This is a genomic window from Streptomyces sp. NPDC033216 (assembly GCF_055577115.1).
The window spans coordinates 136,874-160,281 of record NZ_JBVIQK010000003.1 but is presented as its reverse complement, the minus strand read 5'-3'; the positions used below and the strand labels follow the sequence as shown (position 1 = coordinate 160,281).

General features: G+C 72.4%; 26 protein-coding genes and 2 tRNA genes. 10 read left to right on the top strand and 18 right to left on the bottom strand.

All coding sequences use genetic code 11. The features are described from left to right. Nucleotides 1–197: 197 nt before the first annotated feature. Genes ACZ5Y0_RS07435 through ACZ5Y0_RS07420 form a run of 4 tightly spaced genes read right to left on the bottom strand, consistent with a single transcriptional unit; the run spans nt 198 to nt 3,826 of the window. Complete coding sequence (locus tag ACZ5Y0_RS07435; RefSeq protein ID WP_469127663.1) at nt 198–785, bottom strand: GNAT family N-acetyltransferase; 588 nt, start codon at nt 783–785, stop codon at nt 198–200. A gap of 25 nt (nt 786–810) precedes the next feature. After that, nucleotides 811–1,725 carry an ATP-binding cassette domain-containing protein gene (locus ACZ5Y0_RS07430; protein WP_469127662.1) on the bottom strand — a complete coding sequence of 305 codons (915 nt, stop codon included), beginning with the start codon at nt 1,723–1,725 and terminating at the stop codon, nt 811–813. 5 nt (nt 1,726–1,730) lie between these two features. Beyond that, a complete protein-coding gene (locus ACZ5Y0_RS07425) occupies nt 1,731–2,807 on the bottom strand; it encodes an ABC transporter permease (protein WP_469127661.1) in 1,077 nt (358 codons plus the stop codon). Next, entirely contained in the window at nt 2,807–3,826 is a 1,020-nt protein-coding gene (locus ACZ5Y0_RS07420) for a sugar ABC transporter substrate-binding protein (RefSeq protein WP_469127660.1), read from the bottom strand. Before ACZ5Y0_RS07420 ends, ACZ5Y0_RS07425 begins: the two co-directional genes overlap by 1 nt. Before the next feature lie 279 nt (nt 3,827–4,105). Here ACZ5Y0_RS07420 and ACZ5Y0_RS07415 point away from each other — a divergent pair, with 279 nt between their 5' ends. Continuing rightward, the gene (locus ACZ5Y0_RS07415; protein WP_469127659.1) at nt 4,106–4,912 is read left to right on the top strand and encodes a GntR family transcriptional regulator; all 807 of its coding nucleotides are present in this window, start codon (nt 4,106–4,108) and stop codon (nt 4,910–4,912) included. 3 nt (nt 4,913–4,915) lie between these two features. On the opposite strand, the gene ACZ5Y0_RS07410 is transcribed toward ACZ5Y0_RS07415, so the two are convergent. The 4 genes from ACZ5Y0_RS07410 to ACZ5Y0_RS07395 all read right to left on the bottom strand — a co-directional run bounded on the left by ACZ5Y0_RS07410 (nt 4,916) and on the right by ACZ5Y0_RS07395 (nt 8,134). Further along, nucleotides 4,916–5,674: an SDR family NAD(P)-dependent oxidoreductase gene (locus ACZ5Y0_RS07410; RefSeq protein ID WP_469128022.1), complete on the bottom strand. Its 759-nt coding sequence runs from the start codon at nt 5,672–5,674 to the stop codon at nt 4,916–4,918. A 2-nt stretch (nt 5,675–5,676) separates the two neighbouring features. Further along, the gene (locus ACZ5Y0_RS07405) at nt 5,677–6,855 is read right to left on the bottom strand and encodes an acyl-CoA dehydrogenase family protein (RefSeq protein ID WP_469127658.1); all 1,179 of its coding nucleotides are present in this window, start codon (nt 6,853–6,855) and stop codon (nt 5,677–5,679) included. 113 nt (nt 6,856–6,968) lie between these two features. Continuing rightward, nucleotides 6,969–7,541, bottom strand: a complete 573-nt coding sequence (locus ACZ5Y0_RS07400; protein ID WP_469127657.1) for a TetR/AcrR family transcriptional regulator — start codon at nt 7,539–7,541, stop codon at nt 6,969–6,971. Nucleotides 7,542–8,060: 519 nt separating this feature from the next. After that, nucleotides 8,061–8,134 (bottom strand) — tRNA-Pro (locus tag ACZ5Y0_RS07395). Between the two features lie 98 nt (nt 8,135–8,232). Here ACZ5Y0_RS07395 and ACZ5Y0_RS07390 point away from each other — a divergent pair. From ACZ5Y0_RS07390 to ACZ5Y0_RS07380, 3 genes are all read left to right on the top strand, one after another. Beyond that, the gene (locus ACZ5Y0_RS07390; RefSeq protein WP_469127656.1) at nt 8,233–8,739 is read left to right on the top strand and encodes a DUF309 domain-containing protein; all 507 of its coding nucleotides are present in this window, start codon (nt 8,233–8,235) and stop codon (nt 8,737–8,739) included. Between the two features lie 44 nt (nt 8,740–8,783). Then, on the top strand, nt 8,784–9,557 hold the full coding sequence (gene cobF, locus ACZ5Y0_RS07385) for a precorrin-6A synthase (deacetylating) (RefSeq protein ID WP_469127655.1): 774 nt from the start codon (nt 8,784–8,786) through the stop codon (nt 9,555–9,557). Between the two features lie 289 nt (nt 9,558–9,846). Next, nucleotides 9,847–10,293 (top strand): hypothetical protein, encoded by a 447-nt coding sequence (locus ACZ5Y0_RS07380; RefSeq protein WP_469127654.1) that lies wholly within the window; start codon nt 9,847–9,849, stop codon nt 10,291–10,293. On the opposite strand, the gene ACZ5Y0_RS07375 is transcribed toward ACZ5Y0_RS07380, so the two are convergent. From ACZ5Y0_RS07375 to ACZ5Y0_RS07365, 3 genes are all read right to left on the bottom strand, one after another. After that, the gene (locus tag ACZ5Y0_RS07375) at nt 10,280–11,026 is read right to left on the bottom strand and encodes a cobalt-precorrin-6A reductase (RefSeq protein WP_469127653.1); all 747 of its coding nucleotides are present in this window, start codon (nt 11,024–11,026) and stop codon (nt 10,280–10,282) included. The two genes, ACZ5Y0_RS07380 and ACZ5Y0_RS07375, sit on opposite strands and share 14 nt — an antisense overlap. Nucleotides 11,027–11,434: 408 nt before the next feature. Beyond that, entirely contained in the window at nt 11,435–12,208 is a 774-nt protein-coding gene (locus tag ACZ5Y0_RS07370) for a sulfite exporter TauE/SafE family protein (RefSeq protein ID WP_469127652.1), read from the bottom strand. Between the two features lie 282 nt (nt 12,209–12,490). Next, on the bottom strand, nt 12,491–13,678 hold the full coding sequence (locus ACZ5Y0_RS07365) for a thiolase family protein (protein WP_469127651.1): 1,188 nt from the start codon (nt 13,676–13,678) through the stop codon (nt 12,491–12,493). Nucleotides 13,679–13,842: 164 nt separating this feature from the next. On the opposite strand from ACZ5Y0_RS07365, the gene ACZ5Y0_RS07360 reads away from it, so the two are divergent. Continuing rightward, entirely contained in the window at nt 13,843–14,100 is a 258-nt protein-coding gene (locus ACZ5Y0_RS07360) for a WhiB family transcriptional regulator (RefSeq protein WP_469127650.1), read from the top strand. Then, nucleotides 14,097–14,579, top strand: a complete 483-nt coding sequence (locus ACZ5Y0_RS07355; RefSeq protein ID WP_469127649.1) for a Dps family protein — start codon at nt 14,097–14,099, stop codon at nt 14,577–14,579. The genes ACZ5Y0_RS07360 and ACZ5Y0_RS07355 overlap by 4 nt, the downstream gene beginning before the upstream one ends. A gap of 145 nt (nt 14,580–14,724) precedes the next feature. On the opposite strand, the gene ACZ5Y0_RS07350 is transcribed toward ACZ5Y0_RS07355, so the two are convergent. Next, entirely contained in the window at nt 14,725–15,594 is an 870-nt protein-coding gene (locus ACZ5Y0_RS07350) for a Cof-type HAD-IIB family hydrolase (RefSeq protein ID WP_469127648.1), read from the bottom strand. A 170-nt stretch (nt 15,595–15,764) separates the two neighbouring features. Here ACZ5Y0_RS07350 and ACZ5Y0_RS07345 point away from each other — a divergent pair, with 170 nt between their 5' ends. From ACZ5Y0_RS07345 to ACZ5Y0_RS07335, 3 genes are all read left to right on the top strand, one after another. After that, entirely contained in the window at nt 15,765–16,577 is an 813-nt protein-coding gene (locus tag ACZ5Y0_RS07345; RefSeq protein WP_469127647.1) for an SAM-dependent methyltransferase, read from the top strand. A 340-nt stretch (nt 16,578–16,917) separates the two neighbouring features. Continuing rightward, the gene (locus ACZ5Y0_RS07340; RefSeq protein ID WP_469127646.1) at nt 16,918–17,457 is read left to right on the top strand and encodes an NUDIX hydrolase family protein; all 540 of its coding nucleotides are present in this window, start codon (nt 16,918–16,920) and stop codon (nt 17,455–17,457) included. Nucleotides 17,458–17,462: 5 nt separating this feature from the next. Continuing rightward, on the top strand, nt 17,463–17,891 hold the full coding sequence (locus tag ACZ5Y0_RS07335; RefSeq protein ID WP_469127645.1) for a (2Fe-2S) ferredoxin domain-containing protein: 429 nt from the start codon (nt 17,463–17,465) through the stop codon (nt 17,889–17,891). 45 nt (nt 17,892–17,936) lie between these two features. Here the strand turns inward: ACZ5Y0_RS07335 and ACZ5Y0_RS07330 are convergent, their stop codons facing one another. Then, nucleotides 17,937–19,754, bottom strand: coding sequence for an ABC transporter ATP-binding protein (locus tag ACZ5Y0_RS07330; protein ID WP_469127644.1), 1,818 nt, complete (start codon nt 19,752–19,754; stop codon nt 17,937–17,939). Between the two features lie 224 nt (nt 19,755–19,978). On the opposite strand from ACZ5Y0_RS07330, the gene ACZ5Y0_RS07325 reads away from it, so the two are divergent. Beyond that, nucleotides 19,979–20,629: an endonuclease gene (locus ACZ5Y0_RS07325; protein ID WP_469127643.1), complete on the top strand. Its 651-nt coding sequence runs from the start codon at nt 19,979–19,981 to the stop codon at nt 20,627–20,629. 139 nt (nt 20,630–20,768) lie between these two features. Here the strand turns inward: ACZ5Y0_RS07325 and ACZ5Y0_RS07320 are convergent. The 5 genes from ACZ5Y0_RS07320 to ACZ5Y0_RS07300 form a co-directional block, all read right to left on the bottom strand. Continuing rightward, nucleotides 20,769–20,842: transfer RNA gene (locus ACZ5Y0_RS07320), tRNA-Pro, on the bottom strand. Between the two features lie 119 nt (nt 20,843–20,961). Then, a complete protein-coding gene (locus ACZ5Y0_RS07315) occupies nt 20,962–21,321 on the bottom strand; it encodes an MmcQ/YjbR family DNA-binding protein (protein ID WP_469127642.1) in 360 nt (119 codons plus the stop codon). Between the two features lie 30 nt (nt 21,322–21,351). Beyond that, nucleotides 21,352–21,873: a GNAT family N-acetyltransferase gene (locus ACZ5Y0_RS07310; RefSeq protein ID WP_469127641.1), complete on the bottom strand. Its 522-nt coding sequence runs from the start codon at nt 21,871–21,873 to the stop codon at nt 21,352–21,354. Continuing rightward, nucleotides 21,870–22,448 carry a helix-turn-helix domain-containing protein gene (locus tag ACZ5Y0_RS07305; protein ID WP_469127640.1) on the bottom strand — a complete coding sequence of 193 codons (579 nt, stop codon included), beginning with the start codon at nt 22,446–22,448 and terminating at the stop codon, nt 21,870–21,872. The genes ACZ5Y0_RS07310 and ACZ5Y0_RS07305 overlap by 4 nt, the downstream gene beginning before the upstream one ends. Nucleotides 22,449–22,478: 30 nt before the next feature. Next, nucleotides 22,479–23,381 (bottom strand): LysR family transcriptional regulator, encoded by a 903-nt coding sequence (locus ACZ5Y0_RS07300; protein WP_469127639.1) that lies wholly within the window; start codon nt 23,379–23,381, stop codon nt 22,479–22,481. Between the last annotated feature and the right edge of the window lie 27 nt (nt 23,382–23,408).

Genomic DNA, 23,408 nt, shown 5'->3' with positions numbered 1-23,408 from the left:
CACCAGCATAGGAGCGCGGGCGGACCGTCGCCTGTCGGAGCCCGGGCGGCCCGCGTGCGGGGCGCGCTTCACCTCAGGGCCGTCACCACATCCTCACCGCACCCGGCGACGAGGACTCCGTCGCCTTCCGCGGCGGGCTCGACTTCCGCCGTGCGGCGGGAGGGGGTACGACGGACCCGGTCGGCAGCGGCTGGTGGTCAGGAGGGAACTCGGCCGGTGGCGACCCGTAGGTGCAGGTGACCTTCGTGCGGGAACTCCGGTGGCGCGGCAGGCATTACGGTGTCGAAGCCGTAGCCGGTCTTCTCGGCGACCCGGCAGGAGGCGGTGTTGTCGGCCTGGTGCAGCAGCCGGAGTCGGGTCACCTCGGGGAAGGTGGTGAAGGCCCAGTCCGTCAGCGTGCCCAGCGCCCGCGGGGCCACCGCCCGGCCGCGCGCGTGGGCGGCGGTCCAGTAGCCGACCTCCGGCTCCGGACCGTACGGCGCCTTCAGGACGACGTGCCCCGCCAGCCGCCCCTCGCTTCCGTCGGGTCGGGTCTCCAGGACGGCGAAGGCGAGGCGTTCGCCCGCCTCCCAGCCGTCGTTCTGCACCCGCACCCAGTGCAGCGCCTCCGCCTCGTCCCGCACGGTCACGGCCGCCCACCGGCGCAGTACCGGGTCCAGGTACGCCTCGGCCACACCGGCGGCGTCCTGGGGGCGCCAGGGGCGAAGCAGCAGGGCGGGCGCCGACGCGGTGGCGCCCGCCTCCAGTCGTACGGTCCGTATGCCGGTGTCGTCCGTGGCGTCCATGCCCGTCAGCCTAGGCGACAGACCCTCAGGCCTGGTCGTCACCGTCGCCCGTCACGGGTGCGGTGAGGTCCCGCTCCTCGGGGAGGCTGCCGACCTCGACACCTCGCACCTGCGCCAACTCGTTTTTGAGGGCGGCAAGTTCGGTGCCGCCGGCCATGTGGTGCGTGAGTTCCTCGAGGCTCACCCGGTCACGGTCGGCGGAGAGTTCCACGGTGCCCAGGCGCAGGACGCTGAAGTGGTCGCCGACCATGTAGGCGTGGTGGGGGTTGTGGGTGATGAAGATGACGCCGAGGCCGCGATCGCGGGCGGCGGCGATGTACTTGAGGACCACGCCGGACTGTTTGACGCCGAGGGCGGCGGTGGGCTCGTCGAGGATGAGGACGCGGGCGCCGAAGTGGACGGCGCGGGCGATGGCCACGCACTGGCGCTGGCCGCCGGAGAGGGTACCGATGGGCTGTTCCAGGTCGTCGAGGACGATGCCCATGTTGCGCAGTTCCTCGTCCGCGGTCCGCTTCATCGTCTCGATGTCGAGGCGCCGCACGGGCCAGGGGCCCTTGGTGATCTCGGAGCCGAGGAAGAAGTTCCGCCAGACCGGCATCAGGGGCACGGTGGCGAGGTCCTGGTAGACGGTGGCGATACCGCGGTCGAGGGCTTCGCGCGGGGTGGAGAAGCGCACCGGTTCGCCGTCGACGAGGAACTCGCCCTCGGTGTGCTGGTGCAGCCCCGAGACGATCTTGATGAGGGTGGACTTGCCGGCCCCGTTGTCGCCCAGCACGCAGGTGACCTTGCCGGGGCGGACGGTGAGGTCCACGCCGTGCAGGGCGCGGATGTTGCCGTAGGACTTGCCCGCGTTGCGCAGTTCGACCAGGGGGCGGTCGGCGTCGGCCGGGGGGATGTCCGCGAGGACGGCACCGTGGGTGCCGCTCGTGTCGTTCGTCATGGGGGTCACCTCCGGGTGGCCGTGCGCTGGACCCACAGATTGATCAGGACGGCGCCCAGGAGCATGACGCCGAGAAAGGCCTTGAACCAGTCGGGGTTCCAGCCGGCGTAGACGATGCCCTGCTGGACCATGCCGAACATGAAGGCGCCGAAGACCGGGCCGATCGCCGAGCCGTAGCCGCCGGTGAGCAGACAGCCGCCGATGACCGCCGCGGCGATGTAGATCAGTTCCTGGCCGACGCCCTCACCCGACTGCACCGTGTTGAACGTGAACAGCTGATGCATGCCGACGAACCAGGCACCGAACCCGACCAGCATGAACAGGGAGATCTTCGTGAAGGTCACCGGCACGCCCACCGCACGGGCCGACTCCTTGTTGCCGCCGACCGCGAAGATCCAGTTGCCGTACTTGGTGCGCAGCAGGACCCAGGTGGCCACGGCCGCGAGGACCAGCCACCACACCACGGTGATCTTCACCTGGACGCCGCCGACGTCGAAGGACGAGGCGAAGACCTTCTTCGCCTGGCCGAAGCCGTCCATGTCGCTGATGTCGTCGGTGGCGACGTTCCCGGTGACCAGCTTGGTCACCGCGAGGTTGACGCCCTGGAGGATCAGGAAGGTGCCGAGGGTGACCAGGAAGCTGGGCAGGCCGGTCTTCACCAGCACCCAGCCGTTGAACGCCCCGATCCCGAGGGACACGATCAGCGCGACGACCACACCGACCCAGACGTTCATGGTCAGTTGGTAGCTGAGCATGCTCGCCGTGAGCGCCGAGGTGATCACGGCGACACCGGCCGACAGGTCGAACTCGCCGCCGATCATCAGCAGGGCGACCGGCAGGGCCATGATCCCGATGGTCGACGACTGGTACAGGACGTTCGCCATCGAGCTGCCGTCGCGCACCGGCGGGGCCGTGACGAGGAAGAAGACGAACACGGCGACGGCGCCGAGGAAGACACCCACCTCGGGCCGGGCCAGCAGCCGCAGGGCGAGCGGGCGCCGGGAGGTCCGGCCGTCGGTCTCCTTACGGCCGGGGACCGGCGGCGTGGACACCGCCGGCTCGGCGTGCTGGGTCATGCCCATCACCGGGTGCCCTTCGCGGCGTAGGCGGCGACCGCGTCGACGTTGGACCTGTCGACGAAGGCGGGGCCGGTCAGCACCGGCTGCTCCCCGCCGCCCATGTAGTTGCCGTTGTTCTTGTAGAGCCACAGCGAGTCGATCGCCAGGTAGCCCTGGAGGTAGGGCTGCTGGTCGACGGCGAACTGGATGGTCCCCTGGCTGATGGCGCCCGTCAGGTTCTTGTTCAGGTCGAAGGTGGCGATCTTCGCCTTGCTGCCCGCCTCCGACACCGACTGGACCGCGGTCAGCGCGAACGGGGCGCCGAGGGTCACGAGGTGGTCGATGGCGCTGTCCTGCTTGAGCTTGGCGGTGATCGTCGACTTCACCGACGGCATGTCGGTGCCGTTGACGTACACGGTCTCCGTGGTGCCGGAGAAGGTCTTCTTCACTCCGTCGCAGCGCTGGGTGAGACCGATGTTGCCCTGTTCCTGGATGACACAGGCGACCTTCTTGGCGCCCTCGGAGTTCAGCCTGTTGCCGAGCGCCTCGCCGGCCACCGTCTCGTCCTGGCCGAAGAACTGGAGCAGACCGAGGTTCCTCCACTCGCTCACACCGGAGTTGAGGCCGACCACGGGTATCTTCGCGGCCTTGGCCTTGGAGATGACGTCCTTGAGGGCGTCGGGCTTGGCGAGGGTGACGGCGATGCCGTCGACCTTCTGGTCGATGGCGTTCTGCACCAGGTTGGCCTGGTTTCCGGCATTGGGGTCGGCGGAGTAGACCAGTTTGACGTTGTCCTTGGCGGCGGCGGCCTCGGCGCCCTTGCGGACGATGTCCCAGAAGGTGTCGCCGGGCGACTGGTGGGTCACCAGCGCGACGGTCATCCGGGGTGTCGTGGCCTTGCCGGCGGAGGCCTCGCCCGTTCCGTCCTCGGCCTTCTTGCCACCGGCGCTGCTGGAGCAGCCCGCGAGGGTCAGGGCGACCGCCGCGGCCATGGCCACGACCGGGGCGATTCTGCGGGAACGGGAGGGAGAAGAGCTGTCCATCTTTCCTGCACCTCACTGTGCGACAGGGGAACGACGGGGAAAGGGGGAAACGATCACGAGGATCCGGGCCCGGACCTGGAGGTCGGGAACTGCGGCGCTGCTGGGACGGGATCCAATCCCCTGACACGCCCGCTGTCAATACTTTGTTAAGACATCATTTCACGAGCAGGTCAGAATGTAAGAACAAACCATTGACAACGGGCCGGGCGGGCCCTAGACCTGAGGGGCGATCTCTACCCCGTGCGCGGGGGTGTCACCCACCGCCCGAGGAGGTGCCTGATGCCGAGGACCGATGACCGTTCGCCGAGGGCCGGTGACCGCTCCCGCGCTACGGCGGGGCCGGCGCTGGACGCACTGGCCTTCACGCTGGACCGCGCCAGCCCGGTGCCCCTCTACCACCAGCTCGCCCAGCAGTTGGAGGCGGCGGTCGAGCAGGGGGCACTCGCCCCCGGCAACCTGCTCGGCAACGAGATCGACCTGGCGACCCGACTCGGCCTGTCCCGCCCGACGGTCCGTCAGGCGATCCAGTCACTGGTCGACAAGGGCCTGCTGGTGCGCCGCCGCGGAGTGGGCACGCAGGTGGTGCACAGCCAGGTGAAACGGCCACTGGAACTGAGCAGCCTCTACGACGACCTGGAGGCGGCCGGACAAGGACCCACCACGCACGTCGCCCGCAACGAACGCGTCCCGGCGGCGGCCGACGTCGCCGCCGCGCTCGGGATACCGGAGGGTGCCGAGGTGACGCTCCTGGAGCGGCTGCGCTCGACACACGGGCAGCCGGTGGCGTACCTGTGCAACTACCTGCCCCCGGCCCTGCTGGACCTCGACACGGAACGGCTGGAGGGGACCGGCCTGTACCGGCTGCTGCGCGCGGCGGGCGTCACGCTGCACAGCGCCCGGCAGACCGTCGGCGCCCGCTCCGCCACCACCGAGGAGGCCGCCCTGCTCGCGGAGAGGACGGGGGCGGCCCTGCTGACCATGCAGCGCACGGCGTACGACGACACCGGACGCGCGGTCGAGTACGGGACGCACGTCTACCGTGCGTCCCGGTACGCCTTCGACTTCCAACTGCTGGTCAGACCATGAGGGTTACCGCGGCGCCATCCGCAGCGCGCCGTCCATGCGGATGGTCTCGCCGTTGAGGTAGTCGTGGTCGACGATCGCCAGGGCGAGCTTGGCGTACTCCTCGGGCTGGGCCAGCCGGTGCGGGAAGGGCACTCCGGCGGCGAGGGAGGCGCGGAACTCCTCGGAGACGGTGGCCAGCATCGGCGTCTCCACGATGCCGGGGGCGATGGTGCACACCCGGATGCCGTACTGGGCGAGATCGCGGGCCGCGGGCAGGGTCAGTCCGACGACACCACCCTTGGAGGAGGAGTAGGCGGCCTGGCCGATCTGGCCGTCGTAGGCGGCGATCGAAGCGGTGTTGACGATCACGCCCCGCTGACCGTTCTCGTCGGCCTCGGTCCCGGCGATGGCCTCCGAGGCGAGCGCGAGGACGTTGAAGGTGCCCACCAGGTTGATCTGGATCACCTTCGCGTACAGGGCGAGGTCGTGGACACCCTTCTTGCCGAGGATCCGCATGGACGGGCCGATGCCGGCGCAGTTGACGACCGTGCGCAGCGGCACGCCCGAACCGGCGGCGGTGGCGACGGCGGTCCGCACCTGCTCGGGGTCGGTGACGTCGGCGGGCACGTACGTCACGCCGGGCACCTCGGGCGCCTTGTCGATGCCGTCCTTGAGGTCGAGGGCGAAGACCCGCGCACCGCCCTCGGCGAGCGCCTTCGCGGTGGCCGCGCCGAGGCCGGACGCACCGCCGGTGACAAGGGCGGCGGTGTTCTCGAGCTGCATCATCACTCCTTGCCGAGGACGGTGAGCGCACCGCCCTCGTTCCGGTCCAGCGCACGGGAGATGATCATGCGCTGGATCTGATTGGTTCCTTCGAAGATCTGCATGACCTTCGCCTCGCGCATATAGCGCTCGACCGGGAAGTCGCGGGTGTATCCGTACCCACCCAGGACCTGTACCGCGTCCGTGGTCACCTTCATGGCGTTGTCGGTGGCCACCAGCTTGGCGATGGACGCCTCCCGCGTGAAGGGCAGTCCGGCGTCCTTGAGCCGGGCGGCGGCGAGCGCCGTGGCGCGCGCCGACTCGGTCGCCGCGCCCATGTCGGCGAGGACGAAGGCCAGGCCCTGGTGCTCGATGATCGGCTTGCCGAAGGTCTCCCGCTCACGGGCGTAGCGCACCGCGTGGTCCAGGGCGCCCTGGGCGAGACCGGTGGCGACGGCGGCGATGCCGAGCCGGCCGCAGTCCAGGGAGGCGAGCGCGATCTTCAAGCCCTGCCCCTCCTGCCCGATCCGCCGCTCGACGGGCACCCGCACGTCGTCGAGCCGCATGGTGGCCGTCGCCGACCCCGTCAGCCCCATCTTGCGCTCCGGTGGGTCCGCGCTGAGCCCCGGGGTGTCCGCCGGGACGAGGAAGCAGGAGACGCCGTGGGCGCGGTCGTCGGAGGTGCGGGCCATCACCGTGTAGAAGTCGGCGTACCCGCCGTGTGTGGTCCACGCCTTGGCACCGTTGAGGACGTAGTCGTCGCCGTCCCGGACCGCACGGGTGAGCATGGCCGCCGGGTCCGAGCCGGCGTGCGGCTCGGAGAGGCAGTACGCGCCCAGCAGTTCCCCGGCCAGCATCTCGGGCAGCCATTTGCGCCGCTGCTCCTCGGTACCGAAGCGGGCCAGCGGGAAGCAGGACAGCGCGTGCACCGAGATTCCCACGGCCACGCTGGACCAGACCGCCGCGATCTCCTCCACGACCTGGAGGTAGACCTCGTACGGCTGTCCCGCCCCACCGTGCTCCTCGGCGAAGGGCAGCCCGAGCAGCCCGCTGCGCCCGAGGGTGCGGAAGACGTCACGGGGGAACGCCTCGTCCGCCTCCGCGTCGGCGACCCGGGGCGCGAGCTCCTTGGCGGCGAGGGTGCGCGTCAGCTGGATGAGGTCGACGGCTTCCTCGGTGGGCAGGGCGCGAGTGGCAGGCATGTCGACCTCCACGAAGTGATACTGGAAGGAGTACGAAAGTATCATTCACAGTACGGCACGGCGGTGTGCCGGGGTACCCGCAGAGGGGCCCGGAAGTGCCGGAGCCGGCGCTCTCAGGAGGAGACGGCGTGCACGATGAGCGAAGCGAGCTGCTCGTACGCCTCGGCGTCGGTCAGCCCCGTGCGCGCCTTCAGCTCGCCCTGCTGGATCTGGCGCATGGTGGCGGCGGCCACCTCGCCGACGAAGGCGGTGTGCACCTCCCGGAAGGCGCCGTCGGAGACGCCCTCCGCGATCAGCCGGCGCACGCGTTCCGCCGCCATCCGCGTGTTGGCCTCGTACACCTCGCGCGCGGGCGGGAACTCGGCCACGTCGTCGAGGAAACGGCGGGACAGGGGGCGCAGTTGCTCGGCGACGGCGGTCAGGTAGGCGCGGACGCGGTCCGAGGGATCGCCGGTCTGCGCCACCCGCTTCTCGACGGCCTCGGTCGCGCCGCGGAAGTAGTGCTTGACCGCCTCCACGACCAGCCCCTGCTTGCTGCGGGCCAGCTGGTACAGGGTGGTCTTGGAACAGCGCAGCCGCACGGCGAGGTCGTCCAGGGTGAGGTCGGAGAACCCCTCCGCCGTCAGCAGCGCGACGAGTCGTTCCAGCAGGTCGGCCTGTCGGGCGGTGCGGCGCGGGGACGGCATGATCCCAGAATATCCGCGCCGCCGCACCCGGTGGCCCGGTGGCCCGGTGGCCGATCGTGTCCCGAACGCACCGAAGCCGCCTCCGCACGCGGGGAAGGCGGCTTCCGGCCCGCGACGCCGCCGGTCAGGACCTGCGCGCGTCCGCACGGACCGTCCGCGCCGGGCCGCCCGGCCGGAGAGCGACGGGTGGGCAAGGAGCGTGCACGCCGCGGCGGAGGCGGGCGGACAGGCGCGGGGGCCGACCGCCGGGATCGTCCGTAGCGGCGTACGACCGTGAGCGACCGCCGGCCGCGCACCCTCGGATTCGTCTCGGTGGCGGACGGGGTGTGAGGCCGGGCCTTTCGGGTGAGCGCCCCGGTCGATCCCCTGCGGAGTGGTCGTCGCCGTCGAGACGGATGACGCCGCAGGCGTCGAAGCCCGGTGCAGGTCCGCCGGGGCCGCCTGCCGCCGGTCCCGACAATGATCGAAGGCCCGTTTCGGATGTTTCCGAAACGGGCCCTGAACCGCGACTCTCACGAGTCGGGACGACAGGATTTGAACCTGCGACCCCTTGACCCCCAGTCAAGTGCGCTACCAAGCTGCGCCACGTCCCGGTGCGCTTCCCGCGGACTTCCGCGTGATCGCGCGAACAGCACTTTACCCCACTCCGGGCGCTGCGCCGAAAGGGGCACCGGCACGGCACAATCGCCTCATGGGCGACACGAGGAGCGGCGAGGACTTCAGGGACCGGGACGAGGACGGACGGGCACGCAGCGCACGGCCACGGGACGGGCTGGGGCGTCCCCTTCCGTACGGGGTGCCCGGTGTGGAGCGCCAGCCCGAGGGGGTCGTACGCCGCCCGGAGGAGAGCGTCGCGCAGGCGCAGGCGCTGCTGGACGCCGGGAAGCCGTTCCACGCGCACGAGGTGTTCGAGGACGCCTGGAAATCGGGCCCGGCGCAGGAGCGCACGCTGTGGCGGGGGCTGGCCCAGCTCGCGGTGGGACTCACCCATGCCGCCCGCGGCAACCTCACGGGCGGGCCGCGCCTGCTGCGGCGCGGGGCTGCCGCCCTGGAGGAGTGGGCCGGCGACACCGGGCGGTGGCGGCCGTACGGGATGGACCTCGCCGGACTGGCCGCCTGGGCGCGGCGGCTGGCGGGGGACGTGGAGGAGTCGGGCGCGGCGGTGGACGCCGGAGCCTCGGCGCCGCGGCTGCGCTGACACCCGCCCCGGTCGCTGTCGGTGGCGTACGGCAGACTCGGGCCGTGCGAAAGATTCATGTCATCGGTATCGGCGCGGGCGACCCCGACCAGCTGACCCTTCAGGCGGTCAGGGCGCTGCGGAGCACGGACGTGTTCTTCGTCCTGGACAAGGGCGAGGTGAAGAGCGACCTGACGCGGCTGCGCCGGGACATGCTCGACACGCACATACCGGAGGGCGGCTACCGGGTGGTGGAGGCCCGTGACCCGGAGCGGGACCGCCGCGCGGGCGGCGCGGACTACTCCCCCGCCGTCGGCGACTGGCGCAGCGCCCGCGCCGGGATCTACGAGCGGCTGATCGCGGAGGAACTCGGCGAGGACGAGAGCGGCGCGTTCCTGGTGTGGGGCGACCCCGCGCTGTACGACAGCACGCTCGGGATTCTTCAGGAGGTGCTGGCACGGGGCACGGTGGATTTCGCGTACGACGTGGTGCCCGGCATCAGCAGCGTCTCCGCGCTCGTCGCCCGCCACCGCACGGGCCTGAACCGGGTGGCCCGCCCGGTCCAGATCACCACCGGGCGGCGGCTCGCCGAGGGCTTCCCGGAAGGGGTGGACGACGTGGTGGTGATGCTCGACGCGCACCAGACCTTCCGGCAGTACTCGGGCCAGGACGTCGACATCTACTGGGGCGCCTACATCGGCACCCCGGACGAGATCCTCGTCTCCGGCCCGCTCGCCGAGGCCGGCCCCCGGATCGAGCGCCTGCGCGCCGAGGCCCGCGAACGCAAGGGCTGGATCATGGACACGTATCTGCTGCGCCGCAACCCCCGGGACATGTAGTCGTACGGGTCGTACGGCACCCGCCCCGGCGCTGCCGCGTGCGAGGCCTGGTCGGTCGGCGCGATCGTGATCCGCCGCGGTCGGCGGCGACTCGACGACCCTGGTCCGGGGGCGGGTCGGGCAGGGCATCGACCACCCGGTCGGCAGCGGGCGCGGGTCGCCGTGGACACCGTCGCCGAGCGGGTTCCGCCGAGGAGCTCGGCACGGAGCCCCGGCGGGGCAGACGGCACCGACCGGCACCCTGAAAACGGGATGCCCGCCGGGGTGGGACGACCTCATACTCGACGCCATGTCGCCCGCCCCCGTCCGCTTCCGCGATCCCGTCACCACCCTCGGCACGTACGCCTCGTCGGCGCTGGTCCGGTGCCCGCGCTGCGCACGCGTCGCGCACTGTGAGCGGCGGACCCGGAACACGCCGGACGCGGACGGACACGTCCGCTCCGAACACCGGCTGGTGTGCCGCGCCTGCGGCCTGTGCGGGGTGCCCTCGGGGAGGCCGGAGCTGTGGCTGCGGACCCGTACCCGGCACGGCGAGGTGTGGGCGTACAACCTCGGACACCTCGACCTGCTCCGGCGGTTCGTGGCCGCCTCCCTGCGGGAGCGGGCCCCCTGGTACGAGCACGGGCGCAAGATGACCTACGTGGCCCGGCTGCCCGCCTGGGTCAAGAGCTCCAAGAACCGCGCGGAAGTGCTCCGCGCGATCGACCGTCTGCGCGCCTCCGTCACGGCGCGCTGAGTCCCAGCCGTTCCAGGACCCCCGCAACGTCCGGCACCGCCGTCACACCGTCCGGCAGCGGCGGCCGTCGTACGACCACGACGGGCAGGCCCAGCGTGCGGGCGGCCGCCAGCTTCGCGGCCGTCGCCGCTCCCCCGCTGTCCTTCGTGACCAGCACGTCGATGCGGTGCTCCCGCAGCAGCGCCAGTTCGTCGGTGACGGTGAACGGGCCGCGCGCCAGGACGACCTCGGTGTCCGGCGGCATCGGCGGCTCGGGCGGCTCCACGGCCCGGACGACGAAGTGCGACCCGGTGAGGTGCGCGAAGGCCGCCAGTCCCAGGCGTCCCGTCGTCAGGAACACGCGCCCGCCCAGCGTGGGCAGCAGTTCCGCCGCCTCCGCCAGGGAATCGGCCGGATGCCAGCGGTCACCGGGGCCGGCCCGCCAGCCCGGCCGGCGCAGCACGACCAGGGGCCGTCCGGCGGCGGTCGCGGCCCGCGCCGCGTTCGCGGTGATGCCGGCGGCGAAGGGGTGGGTGGCGTCGACCACGGCGTCCACACCGTGCTCGTCCAGCCAGGCCGCGAGCCCGTCGGCCCCGCCGAACCCGCCGATACGGACGTCCCCCGCGAGTGCTCCCGGCCGTGACACGCGTCCCGCCAGCGACGAGGTCACCCGGACACCGGGGCCGGCCGCCAGGGCGGCGGCCAGTTCGCGGGCCTCGGTGGTGCCGCCGAGGACCAGGACGTGGGCGGGCATGATGTCGAGCCTACGAGGTGGGGACGGCGGCGGGCGCGTGAGGGCGGGCCCCGGGGGTGTCGTCCCGGTATGGGTGCAGTGCGGGCCGTCCTCATCGACGTGGACGGGGTCGTCGCGGTCTCCCGGGAACCGCTGCCGGGGCGGTGGAGGCGCTGCGGGTGGTGCGGGAGGCCGGGCTCGGCGTCGTCACGGACCCACCCCGCGGACCCGGGCCTCGATCGCGGGGGCTCCGACGGACGCCGGGTTTCCCGGTGGACGCCGAGGACCTTCCGACCGCGCCGCGGGATCACCGGGGCGCTGGTCGGGACCGGCAAGTATCTGCCGGAGACGCTGGAATCCGCCGACGGCACCCCGGACCAGGTCGTCGACTCGTTCGCGGATCTGCCCGCCCTGCTCGTACGGCCGAGGTCAGCGCAGGAGCAGTTGGACGCCGCCGACCACCGTCGCCGCGATGACGAGCCGCTCGAACATCCGCTGGTTGATGCGGTGCACCGCCCACCTGCCGAGCAGCGCCCCGGGGACGACGAACGCGGCCAGCGCGGCGTCCAGGAGCAGCGAGCGGCCGTCGATCAGGCCGAGGCCCACGCTGAACGGCACCTTCGAGACGTTCACGATGAGGAAGAAGAACGCGGAGGTGCCGAGGAATCCGAGTTTCCGGAACCCCGCCGACAGCAGGTACATCGACATCACGGGCCCGCCCGCGTTGGCGACCATCGTGGTGAAGCCGCCGAGGACGCCGTAGGAACGGGCCTTGAGCCGGCCGGCGCGGGTGACCACGGTGTCGGGGTCGTCGGCCGCCTCGGCGGTGCGCCGGCGCCACACGGTGACCCCGGCCATGAACAGCAGGATCGCGCCGATCGAGGTGCGAACGGCCGCGTCGTCGGCCCACACCAGGAACAGCGTGCCGACGACGACACCGGCCGCGACGGCCGGGAACAGCCGCCAGAGCGTGGGCCAGTGGGCGTGCCGGCGGTAGGTGAGGACGGCCAGCACGTCGCCGGCGATGAGGATCGGCAGCAGTGCGCCGGTGGAGGCGCGGGCGGGCAGCACCGCGGCGAAGACCGCCAGGCTGATGGTGTTGGCCCCGCTGACGGCGGTCTTGGAGAAACCGACCAGCAGGGCCGCGAGGGCGAGGGCGGCGAACTCCCAGCCGGTGATGTGCCACAACGTCATCGTGTTCATGCGGAGACCGATGCTACGCACACCTAACGGGACGCGGTAACGAGTGTCTCGCCTGATGGCCCGTGGGGAGGACGGAGCCGCCGTGGCGCCGAGGTGTGCTCCGAAGTGGCGCGTCCGCCCGCGCGGCGGGCCCGGCGGCGTCCGGTGCCGTGCGACCGCGAGGCGGAAGGTCGCCCCGGTACCGGGCGTATCAGGGGATTACCGACAACGCGGCGGGGTGTCCCCTTCCGTGGGCTGCCCGCGCCAGGTGTCGCGGGGCAGCCGGGGCTTGCGAACGGCGCCCTAATGCCGCTCGACCAGCACCGCGCTCCCCTGGCCGACCCCGACACACATGGTCGCCAGGCCCCGCTCGGCGCCCGTGCGCCGCATCCGGTGCAGCAGGGTGGTGAGGATGCGGGCCCCGGAGCAGCCCAGCGGATGACCGAGGGCGATCGCGCCGCCGCTGGGGTTGACCAGTTCGGGGTCGATGCCCAGTTGGTCCACGCAGGCCAGCGCCTGGGCGGCGAACGCCTCGTTGAACTCGGCCTCCTGGAGGTCGCCGACGCTCCATCCGGCGCGGTCCAGCGCCTTGCGGGTGGCGGGGACCGGGCCGATGCCCATCACGTCGGGGTGGACTCCGGCGGAGGCGCCCGCGACGTAGCGGCCGAGGGACTCCAGGCCCAGAGCGTTCAGGGCCTCCTCGCTCACCAGGAGGAGGCCGGCTGCTCCGTCGTTCATCGGGGAGGCGTTGCCCGCGGTGACCGTGCCGCCCTCCCGGAAGACCGGCCTGAGCCCGGCGAGCTTGTCGTAGGAGGTGTCCTCGCGGACGCACTCGTCGGCGTCGACGACGACGCCGTCCGGGCGCCGTACCGACAGGAGTTCGTCGTCGAAGTGGCCGTTCTTGCGGGCCAGCGCGGCACGTCGGTGGCTGCGGAGCGCGAAGTCGTCCTGGCGCTCGCGGGCGATGCCGTAGCGCTCGGCGACCTCCTCGGCGGTCCGGCCCATCGACAGCAGGCCGTGCAGGTCCTTCATCGCGGGATTGACCAGGCGCCAGCCGAGCCGGGTGTCGACGGTCTCCACACGGTGCGGGAGGGCCTCGTCGGGGCGGGCGAGGACGAAGGGGGCGCGGCTCATCGACTCGGAGCCGCCGGCGAGCACGATCTCGGCCTCGCCGGCGGCGATCGTCCGGGCCGCGGCGGTGACGGCCTCCATACCGGAGGCGCACAGCCGGTTCACGGTGGCGCCGGGCACGGTCTCGGGGAGTCCGGCGAGCAGGGCGGCCATGCGGGCGACGTTGCGGTTGTCCTCGCCCGCCTGGTTGGCGGCGCCCCAGTACACGTCGTCGATGCGGGCGGGGTCGAGCGCGGGCAGATCCGCGACCAGGCCGCGGATGACGGCGGCGGCGAGGTCGTCGGGCCGGACGGCGGACAGGGCACCGCGCAGCTTTCCGATGGGGGTGCGGCGGGCGGCCGCGAAGTGGACGGGACGCACGACTGGGGACTCCTGACCGACGACGCTGTGGATCGGCAGATCAATTAGCACTGCTAGTTTCCGACTATAGACGGCCGGTCACGCCCCTGGGAAGGTCCCGCGAACCGCGCCCGCCGCACGCCCGGACCGTGTTTGCGGTGATACGCCCTGGGCACCCGCGCCCCATGGAGTGGTTGCGCGGTGCCGCCTGCGTCGGGGAGGACCCCGAACTGTTCTTTCCCGTGGGTACGTCCGGACCGGCGCTGCGGGACATCGCGGCCGCCAAGGAGGTCTGTGCCCGCTGCCCGGTGACCGCCGACTGCCTGGACTACGCCCTCGTCAGCGGGCAGACCTCCGGGGTGTGGGGCGGTACCGAGGAGGCGGAACGCGGCGACCTGCTCCGTACCGCACGAGACGACGTGAGAAGGAGGACCTCCGTATGACTGTCGTGAAGAGCCCTCTGCCCGAACCGGCCCGCCAGGTCGCCTTCGACGCCCTCCAGAGCACCCTGGTCGATCTGCTGGGCATCTCCCTGATCGGCAAGCAGGCGCACTGGAACATCGTCGGCCCGCGTTTCCGCTCGATCCATCTCCAGCTCGACGAGGTGGTCACCACCACCCGCTCGTACGCCGACACGGTGGCGGAGCGTGCCGCCGCTCTCGGGCTGCCGCCGGACGGCCGCCCGGAGACGATCGCCTCGGCGTTCACGCTGCCCTCCCCCAAGGACGGCTGGCTGCGCGACGAGGACGTGGTCGAGTTGATCGCGCAGACACTGGGCGCGGCCATCGGCCGGCTGCGGGAGCGGATCGAGACGACCGAGAAGGCCGACCCGGTCACGCAGGACCTGCTGATCGGCATCACCGCCGAGCTGGAGAAGCAGCGCTGGATGTTCGAGGCGGAGAACTGGCCGCGCGACAACTGACCGGCGCCCGGTCCGCAAGGACACCGGTCCGCGCCACCGGCCCATGACGATCGGCCGCCCCCCGCCGAGGTGCCTGGCCCGGCCCACGCCCGGACGCCCCTGACCGGCCCGACCCGGCCGGCGGCCGGGGTCCCGAGGGGCCGGGTCAGAGTCCGGTCACCGGCAGGTCGAGGAGGCGGACCAGGGTGCGCAGGACACCGTTGTCGTTGTTGGAGGGGGCCCGGTGGCGGGCCCGCCGCACGACATCCGGGTGGGCGTTGGCCATGGCGAAGGACCAGTCGGCGGCGTCGAGCATCTCCAGGTCGTTGAGGTAGTCGCCGAACACCGCGGTCTGCGCGGGCGTGATGCCCAGCTCCCGCTGGAGCCGGCGCAGCGCGGCACCCTTGCCGGCCGTGCGGTTCATGACGTCGACCCAGTGTTCGCCCGAGACGACGACCTGGTGCGTGTCCGCGAACGGTGCCAGAGCCGGCGCGGTGGTGTCCTCCACCGACCCGAAGTCGAACAGGGCGACCTTGATGACGTCGTCCTCGACGGCGGCGACGTCCCCGACGACCTGGTGGCTCAGGTAGTAACGGCCGACCTCCGCCAGGAAGGCCTCGTCGGACCGCTCGACGTACGCGGAACGCTTCCCGCAGACGACCGCCCCGATGTCCGCCCCGCCCGCCACGAGCCGCCGCACGGCCTCCACGAGCCGGATGACGACGGCGGGGTCCAGCGGGTCCGAACTGAGTTCCTGGCCGTCGCGGACGACGTAGGTGCCGTTCTCCGCTATGAAGACCATTCCGTCGGCGACGTCGGCGAACTCCCGCGCCAGCGTCGCGTACTGCCGACCGCTGGCGGGGCTGAACAGCACGCCCCGCTCCCGCAGCAGCGCGAGGACCTCCCAGAGCCCCTCGGGTGTCCGCTTGTCGTCGTCGAGCAGCGTGCCGTCCATGTCGGTGACGACGAGACGGATGTCGGCGCTGCCCGGCGACGGCTCGACAGCGGTCAGCCGGGGGGCGTGCGAGGAGGGCATGTCCTGCTTCCTGTACGGGTGGACCGGATCGTCACCCTACCGGGGACCCGAGCCGACCCTCCGGCCCACCCGGCGCGGGACCACGGTTGCGCCCGATCCCGGGACAGCGTGACCGCCCGGCGGCACAATGGCGGCGGACACGGGCGGGACGCACGAGGGAGCGGGGGGACGTGGGCGAGGACCGCAGGCCGACGGGCGGACCGGCACGGGTGGACACCACGGTGGCGCACAACGCGCGTGTGTGGAACCACTGGATCGGCGGCGAGGACACCTACGAGGTGGACCGTCGCGTCGGCGACCAGGTCGCCGGGATGTTCCCGCTGATCCGGGAGATCGCGCGCGCGGACCGCCTGTTCCTGCGGCGGGCGGTCGCCTTCCTGGCCGCGGAGCGCGGTGCGCGTCAGTTCCTCGACCTCGGCACCGGGCTGCCGACCGGCGACAACACCCATGAGATCGCCCAGCGCATCGCGCCGGACGCGCGCGTCGTCTACGTCGACAACGACCCGGTCGTCCTGGCGCACGCCCGCACCCTGCTGACCGGCACACCCGAGGGTGTCACCCGCTACCTCGAAGCCGACGTCCGCGACCCTGCCGCGGTCATCGAACGCGCCGCCGGCACCCTGGACCTCCGTCGGCCGGTGGCGGTGATGATGCTCGGCATCCTCAACTTCGTCCTGGACGGGGAGACCGCGCGGGACATCGTCCGCCAGGTCATGGCGGCGGTGCCCTCGGGCAGCCACCTGGTCCTGACGCACCCCACCCACGACAGCGCGCTGGGCGGCGAGGGCCAGATCCCGGCGATGGAGTTCTGGAACGAGAACGCCACCCCGCCGATCACCGCACGGGGCGGCGAGGAGATCGCCGCGTTCTTCGCGGGTCTGGACCTGCTGGAGCCGGGCATGGTGTCCTGCTCCCGCTGGCGCGCCGGGGACGGCGGGGGCGCCGTGGTGCCGCAGTACGGCGCGGTGGCCGTGAAACCCTGACCGGCGCGGCAGCGTACGGCCTCGCCGGCGAGGGGGCGCTTTCAGCTGTGCGTCGAGATCGCGGTGCCGCCCGGCCCGGGCTCGGCGACGTCCGGCGCGTTCGTTCCCGCGGCCCGGGAAAGCCCCGGACCGGCTGGCGGCGCGATCTCCGGCAGGTGGAGCCGAGCGAGTACACCGCCGGATTCCCGACGGCGTGCGCGACGGGATCCGGCCCGGGCGGCGGACTGACCGCGCCTCGTCGCGGGCACGATCACCGTGCCGCTCCCGGCGCGGTGGACGGGGGTGGGCACAGCCCGCCGGGTTCACCGGCTTCCCGACAGACTGAAAGTATGATCAAGCAATGTCAGACTTGACCGATACCACGCCCGGCTGGCTGAGCCAGGACGATCTCGAACTCGCCCGCTCCCGCATGCCGATCCTGTACGTCGAGGCCGTGCCCGTGCGCGTCGACGACAGCGGCGAAGTCACCAAGATCGGCCTGCTGCTCCGGATAGGACCGGACGGCAATGTCAGCCGCACCCTGGTCTCGGGCCGGGTCCTGCACCACGAGCGGGTCCGCGACGCCCTGCTGCGGCACCTGGAGAAGGACCTCGGCCCGATGGCGCTGCCCCGGGTCCCGGCGTCCCTCCAGCCCTTCACGGTCGCGGAGTACTTCCCGACGCAGGGCATCACGCCGTACCACGACCCACGTCAGCACGCGGTGTCGCTGGCGTACATCGTGCCGGTGACCGGGGACTGCCGGCCCCGGCAGGACGCCCTCGACCTGGTGTGGTTCGACCCGCAGGAGGCGGTCTCCCCCGCGGTGCAGAGCGAGATGCCGGGCGGACACGGCTTCCTGGTGCGGCAGGCGCTGGCCCACGTCGGCCAGTCGGCGTCCTGACCGGCGTGGGAACCCGTTCCGCCCTGCCGGCCCAGCGCGTGGTGTCGGTCGGCGCCGCCGCGCGCCGACCGTGCACCCTCGTGGTGTGCCGGGGCTGCTGCTGCGGTGACACCCGCAAGCACCCCGGCTACGACCACGCCTGGCAACTGGAGCGTCTGCGCGCGGCGGCCGCCGCGTCGGCGGGCCGCTTCGAGGTCCGTACGACGGACTGCCTGGGCCCGTGCGACCAGGCCAACGTGATCGTCGTCCAGCCGTCCGGCGCGGGTCGCCGGGCGGGCGGCCGGGCCACCTGGATCGGTTTCGCCATGGACGACGACTGCACCGAGGAGATCCTGACCTGGGCGGCGGCGGGCGGCCCGGGCGTCGCCGCGCCCCCGGCCACCCTGGAACTCCAGTTCATCAGCCCGCCCCGCCCGGCACGCGGCCGTAGGTGACCAGGGCCTCCCGTGCCGATCGCGGCTCGCTCGCGGGGCCGCTGGTCACAGCAGGTCGGCCGCCCGCGCGGAGCTGTCGTCGAGGAAGCCGCCCGACTGGTGCTGCCACAGCTTGGCGTAGGTGCCGTCCGAGGCGAGCAGTTCCTGGTGGGTGCCCTGCTCCACGATCCGGCCGCGGTCCAGGACGACCAGGCTGTCCATCCCGGCGACGGTGCTCAGCCGGTGCGCGACCACCAGCGCCGTGCGCCCCTCCATGAGCCGCCACAACGCCTCCTGGACGAGGATCTCGCTCTCGGAGTCCAGCGCGCTGGTCGCCTCGTCGAGCAGCAGGATCGGCGCGTCGCGCAGGATCGCGCGGGCGAGCGCGACCCGCTGACGCTGTCCGCCGGACAGCTTGACGCCGCGCTCGCCGACCAGGGTGTCGAAGCCCTCCGGCAACGCGTCCGCGAACTCGGTGACATGGGCCGCCTCGGCCGCGCGGCGGATCTCGGCCTCGGTGGCGTCCGGCCGGGCGAAGGCGATGTTCTCCCGCAGCGTGCGGTGAAACATCGCCGGGTCCTGCGGGACGTAGGCCATCAGACTGCGCAGGTCTGCCTGGCGCAGCCGGCTGATGTCCTGGCCGCCGACGAGGATGCGCCCGCCGTCGAGGTCCGTCATCCGCAGCAGGAGCCGGGTCAGCGTGGTCTTGCCGCCGCCGGACCGGCCGACCAGGCCGAGCTTCGCCCCGCTGGGCACGGCCAGTTCGAGCCCTTGGAAGAGCGGCTCCGCGCCGCTGTGGGCGAAGGTCACCCGCTCGAAGCGGACGTCGGCGGCGGCCGGCCGCAGTGGCTCCGGCGTCTCCGGGTCGAGGACGGTCGGCGGTACCAGCAGCAGCTCGGTGAACTGCGCGGCCTCCGTCATCGAACTCTCCAGACGGCGGTAGATCTGGTTGAACTCGAACATGATCCGCGTCGCGTTGGAGTAGTACATGAAGGCCACCACGACCGCCTCCACGCCCTGGCCGCCCCCGCCGAGCGCGACCGCGAGCAGCAGGCCCAGCGCGTTGGTCAGCACGGACATCGGCGCCACCAGGGTGTCGATGCGCAGATTGCCGTAGTCCCACGACCTCAGCGTGAGCCGCCGGGACACCGCGACCCGGGAGCGGTGCTCGGCGGCCTCCCGTTCCTCCGCCGCGAACGCGCGGACCGTGTCCATGTTCATCAGGCTGTCGGCGACATGGCCGGAGACCCGTGCGATCGCCTCCTCGCGCTCGGCGACGAGGGCCTGGCGGCGGCGGATCAGCGGCACCACGCACAGCGCCGTCACGGCGATCATCGCCAGCAGTCCCACCACGAGCAGCGGCTCGTAGCGCCACAGCACCACCGAGCCGAACAGCAGCGGCACCAGACTGCCCACGATCCGGAACGTCACCGTGTCGACGAACTCCTCGTAGCGGGCGGCGAAACTCAGCACCCGCTTGGTCAGCGACCCGGCGAAGTTGTCGTGGAAGAACGTGGCGTCCTTGGCGAACAGGGCGTCCACGCCGATCACGTACAGGTGCTCGATGCCGAGCGCGTCGAGGCGGTTGAGACAGTGCAGCCCGACCCGCCACAGCGCCTCCGCGAGCAGCAGGACACCGACGAAGCCGAGGACGTACGGCAGGGCCGGGCCGACCCCGATGTCCGGGTCCCCGGCCAGCCGCGCGACGAGTTTGGCGACGACCAGCGGAGCGATGTAGTTGATGCCGATGTTGCCGAGCGCCGGCAACAGCATCGCGGGAGCGGTCAGCCACCGAAGACGGGCCAGCTCGCGTCCGTAGAAGCGCAGTGCCAGCAGTACGGAGCCCTTTCCGGGCATGACCTTGCGCGATTCAGACGATCCCATCCCCACCCCGTGCGGTCGTCCGGCAGCCGTCGGACCGGTCTTCGCAGTGTGGCGCGACGGCTCCGACGGCGTCCAAGGAATTACGCACCGAACGGCACCGGTACTCCCGTGCGCCCCCGGAACGCGACCGGGCCGCCCCGGTTTCCGGCCGTGCCTCGCGGGCACCCGCCGAGGAGGCAGGGAGATGGCGCAGAGGGCCGCACCGCACAGGACTGGCATGAACCATGAGCGACAGGCAGCGACACGTCGTCGGGGAACTGGTCTCCTCGTACGGCCGGACCTACGCGGCGGAGGCGGGCATCCGGTTGAGGAACACCCCGCAGCCCCTGTACCGCACCCTTGTCCTGGCTCACCTGCTCAGCGCGCGGATCCGCGCCTCCACCGCCGTCGCGGCCGCCCGGGCCCTGCACGCCGCGGGCCTGCGCGACCCCCGTCGCATGACCGCGTCGACCTGGCAGCAGCGCGTCGACGCCCTGGGTCGCGGCGGATACCGCCGCTATGACGAACGCACGGCGACCCAGCTCGGCGAAGCGGCCGAGCTGTTGACGAAGCGTTGGGGCGGTGACCTGCGACGCCTGAGGGAGGAGGCCGGCGGGGACGTCTCGCGGCTGCGTCGCCTGCTCCAGGAGGTGACGGGGATCGGACCCACCGGGGCGGACATCTTCCTGCGCGAGGTCCAGAGCGTCTGGCCCGAGGCGGCACCGTACATCGACGCGAAGGCCCTGGAGGGCGCGCGCCGGCTCGGCCTTCCGGACGACCCGGACCGACTGGTCGAACTGGCCCCGCGCACCCAACCGGCCGAACTCGCCGCCGCGTTGGTGCGGGCCGCGCTGGACAAGAAGCTGGTCGACGAGGTGCTCGACAGGGCCGCCTGACGTCGGACGACGACGTCCGGGCTGCCCGACCGTCCCACCTCGCTCCGACCGCCTCGCCCGGACCCGACCGGCCGCAGACACGACAGAGGCCGTCTTCTCATCGCTGAGAAGACGGCCTCCGATCCGCGACTTCGCAAAGTCGGGACGACAGGATTTGAACCTGCGACCCCTTGACCCCCAGTCAAGTGCGCTACCAAGCTGCGCCACGTCCCGTTGCCCATCTGACCTGGGGTTTCGCCCGGCCGGACGTGCAGGGCAACAATACCGCACTCGGGTCGGTGATCGCGCACGTGTTGAGGCGGCCCCACCCGGCGACGCCTCCCGGCCGTCTCTCAGCCCTCCCCCGGGACCCCCAGTCCCGGATGCGCCTCCAGCAGGTGTGTCGGGGCGGCCTGGCGCCAGGAGTCGGCGAGGATGTCCCGCAGCTCGGCCTCGTCCTCCAGGGCGGCCAGCCGGACCCGGACCCAGGCGAACTGGGCCTCGTGGTCGGCGATCCAGAACTTCCCCGGCTCGGCGACGGCCAGTTCGTCGCGCTCCTCCTTGGGGCAGCGCACGGCGAGGGAGGTCTCGTCCTCGGGCAGGGTGGCGAACATCTTTCCCGCGACCCGGAACGTGGGCATGTTCCACGCGGTCTTCTCCGTCGCGTCCGGCAGGGACAGGGCGACACGGCGTACGTCTTCGGCGTCCGGCATGCTCCGCACGGTAGCGGCAGGCACTGACAGTCACCTTGTGGCGAGGTGTTTGTAGTACAGGGTCGTCGGCCGCAGGACGCCGGACGGATCGGTGGCGTAGTCGGGGATGACCCCGGCCCTGGTCCATCCGGCGGTGCGGTAGAGGTGTTCGGCGGGGCTGTCGGTCTCGGTGTCGAGGTGGAGCAGGGTGACACCGGCCGCGGCGGCGGCGTCCTCGGCGGTGGCCAGCAGCCGGCGTCCCAGTCCCTGTCCCCGGGCGTCCCGGTGGACCATCAGCTTGACGAGTTCGGCACGGTGGCGGCTGTTGGGCTTGTCGGGGAAGGCCAGGGTGACGGTGCCGGTGACCCGGTCGCCGTCGAGGGCCGCCCAGACCGACAGCCGCCCGGCGGCGACCCCCGCCGCGCGCCCCTCCCACCAGGCGAGGGCCTCGGCGCGGTCGAGCGGGGCGAGGAAGCCGACGGAGGCGCCCGCGTCCACCGTGTCGACCAGCAGGTCGGCCAACGCGCTCGCCCGTGCGAGGAGTCGGGGGGCGTCGAGCCTGGTCGCCGTCATGGCAGCACCACCGCCAGCACGTACCGCGCCTCCTGGTCGCCCACGCACCGGAACCGTGTCGGACCCCACACCCGCATCCGTAGGCAGTCACCGACGTCCAGGCGGTGCTCGGCGCCCTGCGCCGTCAACTCGAGGGCGCCCTCCCGTACCCAGATGTGCTGTTCCAGGCCGGGCACGGAAGGCCGGTCGTAGGCGAGGTCGGCGCCCGCGGCCAGCCGGCCCTCGACGAGTTCGCCGCGCAGTCCGGGGTGGGGCGGCGAGACGGAGCGCCGGACGAACCCGGAGGCGCGGTCCGCCCAGACGGGCTGCTCACCGGCCCGCACCAGGGGGGCCGGCTCGGCTTCCGCCTCGACCTCGCTGAGCAGCCGGGACATGGTCCGTCCATAGGCCCGGCACAGCCGGTTGAGCAGGGCGGCGGTCGGGCTGATCTCGGCGCGCTCGGCGCGGGAGAGGGTGGAGCGGCTCACTCCGCTGCGCTCGGACAGCTCCCCCAGCGACCAGCCCCGCTCGGCGCGCAGCTCGGCCAGGCGGGCGGCCAGCCGGGCGTCGACCTCGTCCTCGACAGGCTGTTTCATATCCGGGATGCTATCCCACATGCGGGAGGATCAGGTGGGGGTGACCTCCTCCAGCGCCTCCAGCACCGGGCGGATCAGCGGATGTTCCTCCGCGCCGCGCCGGACGGCCGCGAAGACCCTGCGGGTCGGGGCCGCCCCGTCGACCGGGCGGACGACCACGCCGGCCAGGTCCATGCCGCGCAGTGCCGAACGCGGGACCAGCGCCACGCCCGCGTCGGCCGAGGCCAGTGCCACGACCGCGCGGAAGTCGTCCGAGGAGTGCTCCAGACGGGGCTGGAAGCCGGCGTGCTCACAGGCCAGGACGACCACGTCGTGGCAGGGGTTGCCGGGGTACGGGCCGATCCACGGGTCCTTGGCCAGCTCGGCCAGCGGGACCTCCACGCACTCGGCGAGGCGGTGGGTGACCGGTACGACCGCGTCGAAGGGCTCGGCGTAGAGCGGGACGTGCGCGAGGCGCGGGTCGTCGGCGGCGGGTGCCCCGCGGTACTCGACGGCCACGGCGATGTCCACCTGCCGGTCGAGGACCATCGGCAGGCTGGCGTCGCCCTCGGCGTCCTGGACGCGGATCCGGATCCCCGGATCGGTGCCGGCGAGCCGGGCCACGGCGGGCGCGACGACCAGGGCGATCCCGGTGGCGAAGGCGGCGACGGTGACCGTGCCGGCCGCGCCCGAGCCGTAGGCGGCCAGCTCCGCCTCCGCCCGCTCCAGCTGGGCGAGGACCGCGTGGGTGTGGGCGAGCAGGATCTCGCCGGCCGGGGTGAGCCGTACCCCCCTGGCGCCGCGTTCCACCAGGCGGTGGCCGGTCTCCTGCTCCAGGGCGGTGAGCTGCTGGGAGACGGCCGAGGGGGTGAGGTACAGCGCGGCGGCAGCCGCCGTCACCGTGCGGTGGTCGGCCACCGCACGGAGGATGTGGAGCCGCCGCGCTTCGATCATGGGATCGATTATCGCAATATGTCCAAG